The sequence below is a fragment of the Herminiimonas arsenitoxidans genome, from assembly GCF_900130075.1.
GTDB classification, from domain to species: domain Bacteria; phylum Pseudomonadota; class Gammaproteobacteria; order Burkholderiales; family Burkholderiaceae_D; genus Oxalicibacterium; species Oxalicibacterium arsenitoxidans.
In genome coordinates, this window is sequence record NZ_LT671418.1 from 1,878,015 (window position 1) to 1,892,832 (window position 14,818).

The following is a 14,818-nucleotide window of genomic DNA, read 5'->3' on the forward strand; positions in this document are numbered from 1 at the left end:
CATGCTGATCCACATGTTCAAAATGCGTCTTTGGCAAATTGCAAATGGTAGAGATTCGCGTACACGCCATTTTTTTCCAGCAATTCTTGATGCGAACCCAATTCGACTACCTGACCTTCGGCCAATACGGCGATACGGTCTGCGCGCTCAATCGTTGACAGACGATGTGCAATCACCAAAGTGGTACGGCCCTTCATCAATTCATCCAGTGCTGCTTGCACTGCACGCTCTGATTCAGAATCCAGCGCAGATGTCGCTTCATCCAGAATCAAGATAGGCGCATCCTTGTAAATCGCACGCGCAATCGCCAGACGCTGACGCTGACCACCAGACAAGCGCGATCCGTTATCGCCTATCATGGTTTCCAGACCTCCCGGCAAGCCAGCAATCACTTCATCCAGATGCGCTGCAGTGGCGGCCGCCAAAATACGCGCCCGATCTGGTGTTTCATCGCCATAGGAAATATTTGCAGCTATCGTGTCGTCGAATAAAACCACATGTTGGCTGACCATCGCGATTTGCTTACGCAAACTGGTCAAGGCAATGTCTTCTACCGATACACCATCCAATTGAAGCTCGCCCGCCGTCGCGGCATAAAATCCTGGCACCAAATTAACTAATGTCGATTTACCGCCACCGGACATACCAACAAACGCAATCGTCTCGCCTGGCATGATGCTCAGATTGATATTTGTCAGTGCCAATGTTTGATGACCTGGATACGAGAAACCGAGATTTACAAAATCAAGTCGACCAGCTGCGCGTTGCGTCAGGTCACGTCCCGAAGTACGTTCAGGTTTGGCATCTATCAAGTGAAATACCGCTTCAGCCGCGGTCAAACCGCGCTGTAGAGGGCCGTTTACTTCTGCAACACTCTTCAACGGTGCCAACAACATCAGCATCGCTGTGATGAAGGAAACAAAACCGCCGACGGTAGTCTGATTATTACCGGACTGGATCAACGCAATCACGATCACAACTGCAACCGCAGTGGATGCCATGATTTGGGTCACTGGTGTGGTCAATGCCAGGGCACTCGCCATCCGCATCGTGTAGCCGCGAAGTTTATCGGCACGCTCCTCGAATCGCTTGCTTTCGTACTGTTGGCCACCAAAAATCTTGATGACCTGATTGGCACGCGTTGTTTCTTCTATGACTTGCGTCATCTCGCCATTGACCATCTGGTAATCACGCGTCAATCGGCGTAGTCGCCGACCACTTGCCCGTACCACGATGGCAATCAAGGGTAACAAAATCAGCGTAATCAGGGTCAAGCGCCAGTTCAGCCAAAATAGGAAAGACAGCAGAACCACGACTGTCAGTGAATCGCGAATAATAGAGCTATAGACCTTGGTGATCATTTCAACGATTTGCTGCACTTCAAACATCATCGAGTTGATGACCCGACCAACTGAATGCGTCGCATAGAATCCCAGCGGTACGTCCAGCATGCGTTCAAACATTTGCTTGCGCAATACGGTAAGCAAACGCGACGAGACCCAGGTCATCATATAAGTCGTGGTGAATGTAGAGATGCCGCGCAAGACAAAAATACCGACGATAGCGAATGGCACCAGCCACAACGAGAATGTCGGTTTGCCGCCAAAGCCCTTATCTAGCAGGACCCGCAGCACGGCCGGGAGCATAGGTTCGGTCAGCGCCGTCATGATCATGCCGACAAATGCAATCGCCAGACGCTTCTTGTACGGCCCCAGCATGCCGTACAGGCGTTTTAAATGAGGAGAAATTGTCATCAGCTCATATCTCCATAATGATTGTCATGCTTACGATATGCATGCCGGTTGATACCGGCCAGCGGAATCGCCAGCAACACCATGAATGCAATGCCAAACAAGGCATCACGCAAAATAGCATTGACCAGACCGCCAAACATGATGGCCACACCGATGGTGAATAAACGCACACCGTTTTCGCCACCGATTCTGACTGCCACTATCAGTTGCGTCAGCCATATCCATAACAGTGCAGCTACCCCGATTACACCGATCTCGGCGGTGTACAACAGATAATCGTTATGCGGCGTTGCCATGCTTTCGCTCTCCAAGCCTTTTGCTTTTTCCGGATACTTGACGGCCCAAGTGCCAATGCCACTGCCAACTATCGGATGCTCCTCGATAATCTCGCTTGTAAGGCGATACATCTCCAGACGTATACCATCAGCGCTGACCTTGCCGCCATCAACAAACGCCTTGATGTCATGCGCCGTACCGACCAAACGCTCGCGAAAACCGCTTGCGGTTTGCCATGCGACACCGATCACGGCGACAGTACCAATCAATAGCAATACGCTGCGCCATGAAAATGTCATATAGCGCAACACCACCAAGGCACAACCAAAAACGAAGATCAAACTACCGGTGCGAGTTTTTGCCAGAAACAACAAGGCAGCAGCGATATACAGAAAAGCCACGATACGCAGCAACTTGTGATCACGCTTCGCACAAATTTCATTCAGCATCCAGCCACCAGCGATACCCAACAAGATGCCCAGCAAGATGGATTTATTGCCAGCGTAATCAATGTAATTCTGGAACAAGGTCCAGTTCGGCAGCAATTGCAAACGACTCAGATAAAACAAGGTCGCCGCCAACACTGCGCCAGCGAAGAAAACATTCAGTGCACGTTGTTGCCAGCGCCCTGCTCCCACGCTGATGAACACGAGTAGAAACAGGTAAATCTGGTAATGCATGAATGCCTTCCAGAATCCGACTGGTCTATCCAGAAATAATCCAGCACCGCAAGTCACTACCAGCAAACCCATCACTGGCAAAAACATCGGGCTATCCTTGATTGCCTGCCATCTATCTCCGTAATGTCCGCCCAGCAGCAATGCCACCAGGAACAGGACGATACCGGTATAACCAATCCCTATCGGAAAGAACAAAGTTATGGGCAATAGCGAGAGGATGAATTGCGCTTTCGTTTCGTTTGAATTGAACAAATTCATACGGTCAGTCATAGGCGATCTGTACATTTTTTTCCGAATATAAATCGATTAGTTTTTGTTTTATGTTGTCGTCCGGATTGATGCGCCATTGCTCCGCAAAACATAGTTCCGACATACCTTTTGGATTTTGATACTGGATGACCACCGGACTACCGTCTGCACGCGCAGCCGATCGCAAGGTCGCCATCAGTACACTAACGTCTACCGATGCCTGCAAAGACAGGCGTACGCATTTTGCATACTGTATGCGCACAGCGGCAATATCCATCACCTTCTCTGCCGTAATACGCAAACCGCCGGAGAAGCGATCTTCCGAGACTTTGCCAGATACCGCGAGAAATTCATCTTCCTTGAACAAATTACGGTTGGCGTCGTACACCTCGTTGTAGACCGTCACATCCACCGTCGCGCTCCCATCGTCCAAAGTAACAATCACGATACGGCCGCGCTGTGTCATCTGCGTGCGCAAACCGGAAATCACACCGGCAATCGTGCGTGGCTCGCGTGAAGGTTCCAGGCTACTCAACTTCGCACGTGCAAAGCGACGCGCTTCTTCTGCGTAGGCATTGAATAAATGACCGGACAGATAAAAGCCGAGTGCAGCTTTTTCTTCAGTCAGTTTTTGCTTGTCGCTCCATGGCGACACTTTCACGTATTCCGGTGGTGTTTCCAGATCGCTGTCATCGCCGCCAAACAGGCTGACCTGATTTGCCGCAGCTTCAGCTTGCTCGGCACATTCCATCGCGAAAGCGACGGACGCCAACAAGATCGCACGATCAACATTGAAGCAATCGAAAGCACCAGCACGTATCAGCGAATCGATAGTGCGACGATTGATCTGACGCTTGTCGACACGTTTACAAAAATCGAACAAGTCGACAAATGGTTTTTCCTTGCGTGCTTCTACTACTGCATCAATCGCGCCCTTGCCTGAACCTTTGACTGCGCCCAAACCATAACGTATCTGTGTTGCCTTCTTGCCTGGCACGCCAACCGGTATGAAACGGTAATCTGATTGATTAATATCCGGCGGCAACAAGGTCAGACCGCAAATATCAATCGCATCTTCGACCAGGATCTTGATCTTGTCGGTGTCATCCATCGCCAGCGACAAGTTGGCTGCCATGAACGCGGCCGGGTGATGTGCTTTTAAATATGCAGTGTGATACGACAACAAGGCGTAAGCAGCAGCATGCGATTTATTAAAACCGTAGCCGGCAAACTTTTCCATCAAGTCGAAGATCTCATCGGCTTTTTCAGCGGACAAATCATTCTTCGCTGCACCAGCACGGAACAACTCGCGATGCTGCGCCATCTCTTCGGCTTTTTTCTTACCCATCGCACGGCGCAGCAAATCCGCACCGCCCAGCGAGTAACCACCGATGACCTGCGCCATCTGCATAACCTGTTCCTGATACACCATGATGCCGTAGGTTTCGGACAGAATGGCTTCGGTACGCGGATCAGGATATTCAAAACGTTCGCCGTGCTTGCGTCGGCAGAAATCCGGAATCAGATCCATAGGACCCGGACGGTACAACGCCACCAACGCAATAATGTCTTCGAAACGATCGGGACGCGCATCCTTCAGCATGCCTTGCATGCCGCGACTTTCCAGCTGGAAGACAGCGACGGTTTTCGCCTTGGTCAGCAATTCATACGACGGTCTATCGTTGAGCGGTAACTTCTCCAACGCAAAATCGGCCAGCGCCGGATCGAGGTCCTTGATATAACGCACTGCACGATCAAGAATCGTCAGCGTGGTCAAACCCAAAAAGTCGAACTTCACCAGACCGACGGCTTCGACGTCATCTTTATCGTATTGCGATACCACGCCGGCGTCACCGCCCTGCGTGTAGAGCGGACAGAAGTCAGTCAGCTTGCCCGGTGCGATCAACACGCCACCAGCATGCATACCGATGTTACGAGCGATGCCTTCAACTTTTTGCGCCAGCTCCAGCAGCTGCTTCACTTCTTCTTCATTCTCAAGGCGTTCCGCCAGCAACGGCTCTTCCTTGATCGCATCAGAGATCGTGACCAGCTTGCCCGGCTTGAATGGAATCAGCTTGGAAATACCATCACAGAAGTTGTAGCCAAAATCCAGCACACGACCAACGTCACGCACAGCACCTTTAGCCGCCATCGTACCGAAGGTCGCAATCTGCGATACCGCATCCTTGCCGTATTGATCCTTCACGTACTGAATGACGCGATCGCGCCCTTCCTGACAAAAATCGATATCGAAATCGGGCATCGAAACCCGCTCAGGATTCAAGAAGCGCTCGAACAGCAAGTTGTACTGCAACGGATCCAGATCGGTAATCAATAACGAATACGCCACCAGCGAGCCGGCACCCGAACCACGGCCCGGACCAACCGGCACGCCGTTATTTTTCGCCCATTTGATAAAGTCGGCCACGATCAGGAAGTAACCGGGGAAACCCATGTGGATAATCGTATCGGTCTCAAACTTCAGACGCGCCTGATAACGCTCACGGTTTTTTTCACGCGCAGCCGGATCCGGATAAAGATGTTCCAGACGTTGATCCAGCCCGCGCTGCGCTTCCTTGACCAGGAACTCATCAATCGATGAACCATCCGGCGTCGGGAAATTCGGCAGCTTAGGCTTGCCCAGTTCCAGCACCAGATTGCAACGCTTGGCGATCTCGACCGAGTTCTGCAAAGCATGCGGCATATCGGCGAACAGCTCCGCCATTTCCGCCTGCGTCTTGAATCGTTGCTGAATATTAAAGCGCTTGATACGGCGTGGATTGGCGAGAATTTCGCCTTCGGAAATACAGGTACGCGCTTCATGCGCGGTAAATTCATCCTGCCCCAAAAATTGCACAGGATGCGTCGCCACCAAAGGCAAATTCAATTTTGCTGCCAGCACCGATGCCTGGCGCACGTGGGCATCCATATTCGGCTGCTCGGCACGTTGTACTTCTATATAAAAATGTCCGGGGAAAACTTCAGCCCAACGACGCGCGCAACGTTCTGCACCAGCCAGATTGCCGTTATCAATTGCCATGCCGACATCGCCAAAATGCGCGCCGGACAAAACAATCAAACCATTTGGGCCGCCCTCGGAGGCGAGTTGCTCTAGCCATTCCGGACGAATCTCGGCACGACCACGATGCAAATTGGTCAACCATGCTTTCGACAACAATTCGCACAATTGCAGGTAACCGGTCTTGTTCTTGACCAACAGCAACAAACGCGATGGCTTGTCGCGGTCGTTATCATTCGTGATCCAGACATCGCAACCGATGATGGGCTTGATGCCGTTGGAACGGGCTTCTTTATAAAATTTGACCATCCCGAACAGATTGGCCAGATCGGTAATGGCCAGCGCGGGCTGCATATCGGCAGCCGCTGCCTGGATCACATCATCGATGCGAATCAGGCCATCGACAATCGAATATTCGGAATGGAGGCGGAGATGAGTAAATTGCGGAGAAATCATGGCCGTATTCTACCGCGACCACCCCTTCGATCAGACATTTCAGCATTCCTAAACGTGAAGTTTATAATGTCGACTTATTCCTGCCTTGCCACTTCCTGCCGTTGACGATTGCACATCGTCAGACATGGCACAGCATGCAAGGCATCAGTCACAAAATATTGCTCAAATCACAAGGGCAATCACCTTCAAGAAACACGCAAGCATGCAAGCTACATCGTCATTCGTTAATATCGCCGCCTACAAATTCATCAGTTTTGATGACACAGCGGAGAAGCGCCCTGAATTTCTCGCCAAATGCGATGAACTGTCGCTAAAAGGCACCATCCTGCTCAGCCCGGAAGGCATTAATCTGTTTTTGGCTGGTACGCGTGAAAATATCGACCGCTTCCTCACTTGGCTACGTGCCGATGCGCGCTTCACCGATCTGGAAGTGAAAGAAAGTTTTTCCGACGACCAACCGTTCAAATACATGCTGGTCAAGCTTAAACGTGAAATCATCACGATGAAGCATCCATTGATCAAGCCGGAAGAAGGCCGTGCTCCTGCAGTCGAACCACTGACGCTCAAGCGCTGGCTGGATCAAGGCCATGACGATGACGGCAAGCCTGTGGTCATGATGGATACACGCAACGCGTTTGAAGTCGACGTTGGTACTTTCGACAACACCATCGATTACCGCATCGACAAATTCAGCGAATTCCCTGATATCGTTGCGCAGCACAAAGACGAGTTGGCGGATAAAACCATCGTCACCTTCTGCACTGGCGGCATCCGCTGCGAGAAGGCTGCTATCCATATGAAGAACGTCGGCTTCGGCAGCGTCTATCAACTCGATGGCGGCATCCTCAAATATTTTGAAGATGTGGGTGGCGATCATTACACTGGCGACTGTTTTGTATTTGATCACCGCACCGCCTTGAATCCACGCCTGGAACCTAGCCTGCCGACAACATGTACGGCTTGCAACGCGACCGTATCACCGCGCGAACAACTGGCACCGGAGTTTGTTGATGGCAGCTCGTGTCCGCATTGCGCAAAATAATTTTCAGGAACGTATGGGCAGTCGCTCATACGATCACGCTGTTTAACTTACTGTGTTTAAAAAATGATCAATATCAACGGTGAAATCAAGGTCGACAACGCTGCGCCCTTCGTCTTGTTCGGCGGCATCAATGTGCTCGAATCGCGCGATCTCGCCATGCGTTCCTGCGAAGAATACGTGCGCGTCACCAGCAAGCTCGGCATCCCTTATGTCTTCAAAGCGTCCTTCGACAAGGCGAACCGATCATCCATCCATTCCTATCGTGGTCCAGGATTGGAAGAAGGCTTGCGCATTTTTGAAGATGTGAAAAAAACTTTCGGTGTACCACTCATTACTGACGTGCACGAACCGTATCAAGCCAAGATCGCGGCAGAAGTCATCGACGTCCTGCAACTGCCTGCCTTCCTCGCACGCCAGACTGATCTGGTGGTCGCCTTGGCACAAACCGGTCGCGTCATCAACATCAAAAAACCGCAGTTCCTCAGCCCGCCACAAATGCTGAACATCGTGGAAAAATTCCGCGAAGCTGGCAACGATCAATTGATCCTGTGCGATCGTGGCACCTGCTTCGGCTACGACAATCTAGTAGTTGATATGCTCGGTTTCGGCGTGATGAAAAAAGTTACCGGCAACCTGCCTATCATTTTCGACGTCACGCATGCATTGCAGCAACGTGATTCGATGGGCGCTGCTTCCGGCGGCCGTCGTGAGCAAGTTGCCGATCTGGCGCGCGCCGGCATGGGTGTTGGTTTGGCTGGTTTATTCCTTGAAGCACATCCTGATCCCAAGAATGCAAAATGTGATGGTCCGAGTGCACTGCCACTCGACAAACTGGAACCATTCCTCACGCAATTGAAAGCGCTCGACGATTTGATCAAGTCGTTTGCACCGCTGGATATCGAAGCGTAAAAATATTCCTGCATGATGAAAAAAGCGCGGCATCTTTATCGATGTCGCGCTTTTTTATTGCAGGCAAACCGGTTTAGACCAAATCAAACACCAGCACTTCGGCTTCCTTGCCATCGCTGATTTCCAGCGTTGCCACATCAGCGACCTTCAAGGCATCGCCAGTTTTCAAGGCCACGCCATTCACAGTCACTGAGCCGCGTGCAACATGCACAAACGCGCGTCGCCCTGCTGCCAACGTCAAACTGGCTGCCTCTGCACCATCAAACAAACCCGCATACAACTTGGCATCCTGATGTATCAGTACTGAACCGTCAGCACCGTCAGAACTAGCGATCAGACGCAAACGCCCGCGTTTTTCTTCCGGCGCGAAATGCTTCTCTTCATAGCTGGGCGGAATGCCATTCACATTCGGCTGGATCCAGATTTGCAGGAAATGCGTGGTCTGATCTTTCGCATGATTGAATTCCGAATGGCGTACACCGCTACCAGCACTCATGCGCTGCACATCACCCGGACGAATCACACTGCCGGTGCCCATGCTGTCTTTGTGCGCCAGCTCGCCTTCCAGCACATAGCTGATGATTTCCATATCGCGATGACCGTGAGTGCCGAAGCCGCCGCCAGCATTGACGCGATCTTCATTGATCACACGCAGTGGGCCGAAACCCATATGTTTTTCGTCGTAATAATCAGCGAAAGAGAAGGTATGGTGCGAATCCAGCCAACCGTGATTTGCGTGGCCCCGGTCTTCACTTTTGCGAATTTCAAGCATGATGTTTTCCTTTCGGTGAGTTTTATTGTATGACTTAAGTTTTAACCTATGAGTGTCACTATAGACGTTCAAAAGGCATTAAATAAGGGCATAATTCAGGACAAGTCATTCAATTATTTTGAATAATAGAAAATACTGATGAATCTGACGCTGGAAGCCATACGCATACTCGACACCATAGACCGCAAAGGCAGCTTTGCCGCGGCTGCGGTGGCGCTCGACCGCGTGCCGTCGGCCCTGACCTATAGCGTGCGCAAGCTGGAAGAAGATCTCGACGTGTTGCTGTTCGACCGCCGTGGCCATCGTGCCAAGCTGACCGCGGCCGGGCAAGAATTATTAACGGAGGGGCGCCACCTGCTGCGTGCCGCCGATGAACTTGAGCAAAGGGTCAAGCGCACGGCCAGTGGCTGGGAAGTCGAATTGCGCATTGTGCTCGACAGCATAATCCCTTTTGAAAAAATGCTGCCGCTGATACGCGCGTTCGATGCCGAAGGTTCGGGTACGCAATTGCGTTTTTCAACCGAGGTATTGTCCGGTGTGTGGGAAACCCTGACCAGCGGCGCGGCCGACCTTGCTATTGGCGTTTCATCCGACGGCCCGGAAATCGTGCGCGGTAGCGGCGACTTCCGCGTGCGTCCTTTGGGCGAAGTGGACTGGGTCTTTGCCGTAGCACCAGGTCATCCGCTGGCGACCATGCCGGATCCGCTGCCAGCGCAACTGGTACAACAGTATCGCGCCGTCGTCGCCGGTGATAGCGGGCGCTTCCTGCCCAGCGTCAGCGCCGGCTTGCTCACTGGTCAGGCCACACTGACAGTTCCGGATATCCATGAAAAACTGAAAACGCAGTTAGCCGGACTTGGCTGCGGCCACCTGCCACGCAAATGGGCGGCGCCTTATCTCGCTTCCGGCGAACTGATAGAAAAACAAACGATAGAAATCAAACCCACAGGATTACCGCAATACGCATGGCGCACTTCATCGCGCGGCAAATGCCTGAAGTGGTTCCTCAACAAACTGGCAGACCCCGATGTACAACGCGCACTGCTGGCGGAGTAAGGCATGACGAACAACGTAAATAAATATATAGGACGCTTTGCGCCATCCCCCAGCGGTCCTCTGCATGCAGGCTCGCTGGTCGCAGCCATGGCCAGCTATCTGGATGCCCAAGCACATCACGGTCAGTGGCTGGTACGCATAGAAGACATAGATGAAACCCGCACCGTCGCCGACGCCACCACTGCGATCATGGATGCACTCGCCGTCTTCGGCATGCAGCATGATGGTGTAGTCGTAGTGCAAAGCGAGCGCAAGAATTTGTATCAGGCTGCGTTTGAACGTTTGCGCGGTCTGGTTTATCCATGTGGCTGCACACGCCGCGAGATTGCCGATTCGCGTCTGGGTGTCGCCGCCGATGGAGCTGCAATTTATCCGGGTACTTGCCGCCACGGCGTCGCACCCGGTAAAACTGCCCGCACCTGGCGCCTGCGCGTACCTGATGTAAATGAAGTAAACGAAACCATCATCTTCGATGATCGCTGGCTGGGGCCGTTGACTCAGCATCTGGCAACGGAAGTTGGAGACTTTATCTTAAAACGTGCGGATGGTTTCTGGGCGTATCAAATCGCCGTCGTAGTTGATGATGCAGAACAAGGCGTCACGCATATCGTGCGTGGTACCGACTTACTGGAATCAACCGGACGACAAATCTATCTGCAACGCATGCTCGGCTTACCGACTCCGTCGTATATGCATGTACCAGTAGTCTTGAATGAGCTGGGCGAGAAACTATCGAAGCAAACTGGCGCACAGGCGCTCGATCTGAATAACCCATTAAGTGAGTTAATACGTGCTGCACATTTTCTTGAATTGAAAATAGATCACGTGCAATCGATAACGGAATTTTGGCAACATGCTATCGCTGCATGGGCGCAACGATACATCGCGCAATAAAAAAGGGCACAGTCATGTGCCCTTTTTAAATGAAGAATGAAATCTTAGCGCTTAGGCATCCCACCCAACAACGCCGCCATCTTATGCTTAGGCGGTTTGGCAGGTGTTTTCTCAACCGGCTTGGCTTCGCTAATCGTAGATGGTGTCGGTTCGTAAGGCTTGGTAAAGAAAGGATCTATCTTTTCCTTACGCGGTGCAGCATACGCGCTACGGCTGCTTGGATCACGACTAGCCGACGAATCACGGCTACTCGATTCACGACGCTCCGAACGTTCCGGCGTACGACCACGTGATTCCGACTCATCGCGACGTGCACCACGCTCTTGCGGCTTACGCTCGCTAGTACGTGCAGCTGGCGGTACAAATCCCGCCAGTTGTGCCGGTACGAATGTGTGCTTGATCATCTTTTCGATATCAACTAGCAAGCGTGCATCCTTGTCTGAATACAAGGAAATCGCATCACCGGAAGCACCGGCACGACCGGTACGACCGATGCGATGTACGTAATCTTCCGCGTTGTATGGCAAGTCGTAGTTGATCACGCAAGGCAGTTCCGCAATATCGAGTCCACGCGCTGCAACATCAGTTGCAACCAGCACTTCGATCGCACCGTTCTTGAATTGCTCCAAGGCTTGCATACGTTCCGATTGCGATTTGTCGCCGTGAATTGCGGAAGCTTTGACGCCTTCACTTTCCAGATGACGCGCAAGACGTGATGCACCGATTTTGGTATTCGAGAAAACGATAACCTGTTTCAGTTCGCGTTGGCGAATGATGTAGGACACTGCTGCGGCCTTTGCATCTTCATCAATTTTGTAAATGATCTGCGTCACGTTTTCTGCTGTCGCATTGCTGCGTGCAACTTCGATCGTGACTGGATCTTTCAGGAAAGTCGCAGCCAGTTTCTTGATCTCTGGCGAGAAGGTCGCGGAGAACATCAGGTTCTGGCGCTTCTTCGGCAGCAAGTTAATGATGCGTTGCAGGTCAGGCAAAAAGCCCATGTCCAGCATGCGATCCGCTTCATCCATGACGAGGATTTGCGTTTGCGACAGATTGATTGTTTTTTGCTGTACGTGATCGAGCAGACGACCCGGCGTTGCAATCACGATTTCCACACCGTTGCGCAAGGCAGCGGTTTGCGGTGCCATATCCATGCCGCCGAATACCACCAGCGAACGCAATGGCGTGTGACGGCAATAAGCTTTCACGTTAGCTGCAACCTGATCGGCCAGTTCGCGCGTCGGTGCCAATATCAATGCACGCACAGGATGACGTGCCGGCGAAGCACTGGTGTTGGCATGCGCCATCAGCAACTGGATGATAGGCAGCGAAAAACCCGCCGTTTTACCGGTACCGGTTTGTGCCGCGCCCATCAAGTCGATGCCGCGCAATACGATAGGAATTGCCTCAGCCTGAATCGGCGTCGGATGCACATAACCCTGATCATTCAAGGCGCGCAGGATTTCCGGCGCGAGGCCCAGGTCTTCGAAACGAATGGCCGGATGCGCATCGGCCGCATTGAGCACAACATTTGATGGAGTTGCTGACTGGATTACAGGCTGACTATCAGACATGATTTTTAGCAGGTCTTGCCTCTTATAAGGCGACATGATCGATGTCGATGTGGATCAAAAAACCGCACAACGAATCCGAAAAAGACCTGGCTCTTTCGATAAATTTGAATTATTTCTGTGGTGATGAAACGAGGTGCATGTGCGGACGCAGGCCGCTATTGAAAATCGGGACCATCTCGACCGCCATCACTACCCTCGACAGGACAGTGTGCATTATACGCCGGACGGGAATATATCGTGATTTATCAACATGTTGGATGCAAAACTGTAAATAAAGCCGGTAAATTACTTTACCGGCCACTCACAGATGAGTCACGAGAAAGCTGACCCGGAAGAAATTACCACCGGGAAATTTTATACATGTAAGGCAATACTTGCTAAATCAGCACCTTATCAAGCCGATATTCTCAATGCGGCATTGTTCGCTGATAAGGATTTATGCGCACCATGTTGCACTTGCAAGGACTGTTGTGGCGAGTGGAACGGTGCCACTCTGGCTTCGCTACGTCCCGTTCTAAAGACGGAAATGGACTGCGCCAAATGCACGGTCTGCTCTTCCAGACTGGCTGCTGCGGCCGCAGCCTCTTCCACCAGTGCGGCATTTTGTTGCGTCACTTCATCCATTTGAGAAATCGCCAAATTGACTTGATCGATCCCGCTACTTTGTTCGCGGCTAGCCACCGTGATCTCGTTCATGATGCCGGTCACGCGTTGCACCGAGCTGACGATATCGTCCATCGTCGCCATGGCATCACTGACCAGACGATTGCCGGCATCGACTTTTTCAACCGACGCATCGATCAAGGTTTTGATTTCTTTCGCTGCACTGGCCGAACGTTGCGCCAGACTGCGTACTTCTGAGGCGACAACAGCAAATCCCTTGCCTTGCTCACCTGCACGTGCAGCTTCGACTGCTGCATTCAGCGCGAGAATATTCGTCTGAAATGCAATGCCATCAATCAGGCTGATGATGTCGACTATCTTTCTGGCCGATGTACTGATTTCATCCATGGTGGCGCCCACTTTTTCCACGACTGTGCCGCCTTTGCCAGCCACTTCCGATGCTGATTGCACCAACTGATTGGCTTGATTCGCATTGTCCGCATTCTGTTTTACAGTGGCAGCGAGCTGCTCCATGCTGGAAGCAGTTTCTTCCAGACTGGAAGCCTGCGATTCAGTACGGCCCGATAGATCCATATTGCCAGCAGCAATTTCTCGCGTGGCTACCGTGATGGAATCAACGTTGCTGCGTATATCCCCCATTACCGAACGCAAATTCACGTTCATCTGCTGCAAGGCTTGCTGCAACTGTCCCATATCATCATGACGATTCACCTTGAAATCGAAAGTCAAATCGCCACCGGCAATGATGCGCGTCTCGTCTATCAACATCCGTAAAGGACGCACGATGGATGCGTGCAGTCCGGCCCACAACAACAAGGCGACACAGATGCCGCCTATCGTTGCACCGCCATACCAGTAAGTCCATGCAGCATTTTCTGCTGCAGTCGATGCAGAAAAACCCAGCGCCGCAATCAGCGCAATGATCGTACTCATGCCCAACGCAATTTTTACGCTTAAACCGATGTCCTTTAATGCCGCCAATTTGCTAAACAAACCTGTAGACACCACTGCGCCACGCTTGATTGCCAAACCCTGGGCTTGATCAGCTTTAAAGCGTGCATAAATAGCAGTCGCGCCCTCGACCTGCTCACGACTCGGCTTGCTGCGCACCGACATATAGGCAACGATTTGATTCTCTTCGCGCACTGGAGTGACGTTCGCATTCACCCAGTAATGCTCGCCATTCTTGCGGCGGTTTTTAACCAAACCCGTCCACGGCAATCCTTGCTTGAGCGTCTGCCACATATCGCCGAACGCTTCTTCCGGCATGTCGGGATGGCGTATGAGATTGTGCGGCTTGCCGATCAACTCATCTTCCTGGAAACCGCTTGCTTCTATAAACGCGGGATTCACATAAGTGATCCGGCCTTTGGTATCTGTCTTCGACACCAAAGACATCCCGTCTTTTAAAAAGTATTCAGTATTTGTGACGGGTAAATTGGTGCGCATCTAAAAATCTCCAGCTTTGGGATGAAATGAGCGAATCGATAGGAAGGCAAACCAAGTACGCATG

At 51.8% G+C, this 14,818-nt stretch carries 10 protein-coding genes; 4 read left to right on the forward strand and 6 right to left on the reverse strand.

Annotated elements, in window-relative coordinates; genetic code table 11:
* Positions 1 to 17: 17 nt before the first annotated feature.
* The 3 genes from msbA to dnaE are packed head-to-tail and all read right to left on the reverse strand — an operon-like array spanning position 18 to position 6,434.
* On the reverse strand, positions 18 to 1,754 hold the full coding sequence (gene msbA / locus BQ6873_RS08880; protein WP_076592324.1) for a lipid A export permease/ATP-binding protein MsbA: 1,737 nt from the start codon (positions 1,752 to 1,754) through the stop codon (positions 18 to 20).
* Entirely contained in the window at positions 1,754 to 2,980 is a 1,227-nt protein-coding gene (locus BQ6873_RS08885) for an O-antigen ligase family protein (protein ID WP_076592325.1), read from the reverse strand. The genes msbA and BQ6873_RS08885 overlap by 1 nt, the downstream gene beginning before the upstream one ends.
* A complete protein-coding gene (dnaE, locus tag BQ6873_RS08890; RefSeq protein ID WP_076592326.1) occupies positions 2,973 to 6,434 on the reverse strand; it encodes a DNA polymerase III subunit alpha in 3,462 nt (1,153 codons plus the stop codon). The genes BQ6873_RS08885 and dnaE overlap by 8 nt, the downstream gene beginning before the upstream one ends.
* A gap of 202 nt (positions 6,435 to 6,636) precedes the next feature.
* Between dnaE and BQ6873_RS08895 the strand changes: the two genes are divergently transcribed.
* On the forward strand, positions 6,637 to 7,476 hold the full coding sequence (locus tag BQ6873_RS08895) for a sulfurtransferase (RefSeq protein ID WP_076592327.1): 840 nt from the start codon (positions 6,637 to 6,639) through the stop codon (positions 7,474 to 7,476).
* A 63-nt stretch (positions 7,477 to 7,539) separates the two neighbouring features.
* Positions 7,540 to 8,385, forward strand: a complete 846-nt coding sequence (gene kdsA, locus BQ6873_RS08900; protein WP_076592328.1) for a 3-deoxy-8-phosphooctulonate synthase — start codon at positions 7,540 to 7,542, stop codon at positions 8,383 to 8,385.
* A 73-nt stretch (positions 8,386 to 8,458) separates the two neighbouring features.
* On the opposite strand, the gene BQ6873_RS08905 is transcribed toward kdsA, so the two are convergent.
* Positions 8,459 to 9,157 (reverse strand): pirin family protein, encoded by a 699-nt coding sequence (locus BQ6873_RS08905; RefSeq protein ID WP_076592329.1) that lies wholly within the window; start codon positions 9,155 to 9,157, stop codon positions 8,459 to 8,461.
* Between the two features lie 138 nt (positions 9,158 to 9,295).
* Between BQ6873_RS08905 and BQ6873_RS08910 the strand changes: the two genes are divergently transcribed.
* On the forward strand, positions 9,296 to 10,213 hold the full coding sequence (locus BQ6873_RS08910; protein ID WP_076592330.1) for a LysR family transcriptional regulator: 918 nt from the start codon (positions 9,296 to 9,298) through the stop codon (positions 10,211 to 10,213).
* Positions 10,214 to 10,216: 3 nt separating this feature from the next.
* Positions 10,217 to 11,107 (forward strand): tRNA glutamyl-Q(34) synthetase GluQRS, encoded by an 891-nt coding sequence (gene gluQRS, locus BQ6873_RS08915; RefSeq protein ID WP_076592331.1) that lies wholly within the window; start codon positions 10,217 to 10,219, stop codon positions 11,105 to 11,107.
* A 44-nt stretch (positions 11,108 to 11,151) separates the two neighbouring features.
* Here gluQRS and BQ6873_RS08920 read toward each other — a convergent pair whose 3' ends face one another.
* Together BQ6873_RS08920 and BQ6873_RS08925 are read right to left on the reverse strand one after the other, a co-directional pair.
* Positions 11,152 to 12,681 carry a DEAD/DEAH box helicase gene (locus BQ6873_RS08920; RefSeq protein ID WP_076592332.1) on the reverse strand — a complete coding sequence of 510 codons (1,530 nt, stop codon included), beginning with the start codon at positions 12,679 to 12,681 and terminating at the stop codon, positions 11,152 to 11,154.
* Between the two features lie 393 nt (positions 12,682 to 13,074).
* A complete protein-coding gene (locus BQ6873_RS08925; protein ID WP_076592333.1) occupies positions 13,075 to 14,754 on the reverse strand; it encodes a methyl-accepting chemotaxis protein in 1,680 nt (559 codons plus the stop codon).
* Positions 14,755 to 14,818: the final 64 nt, after the last annotated feature.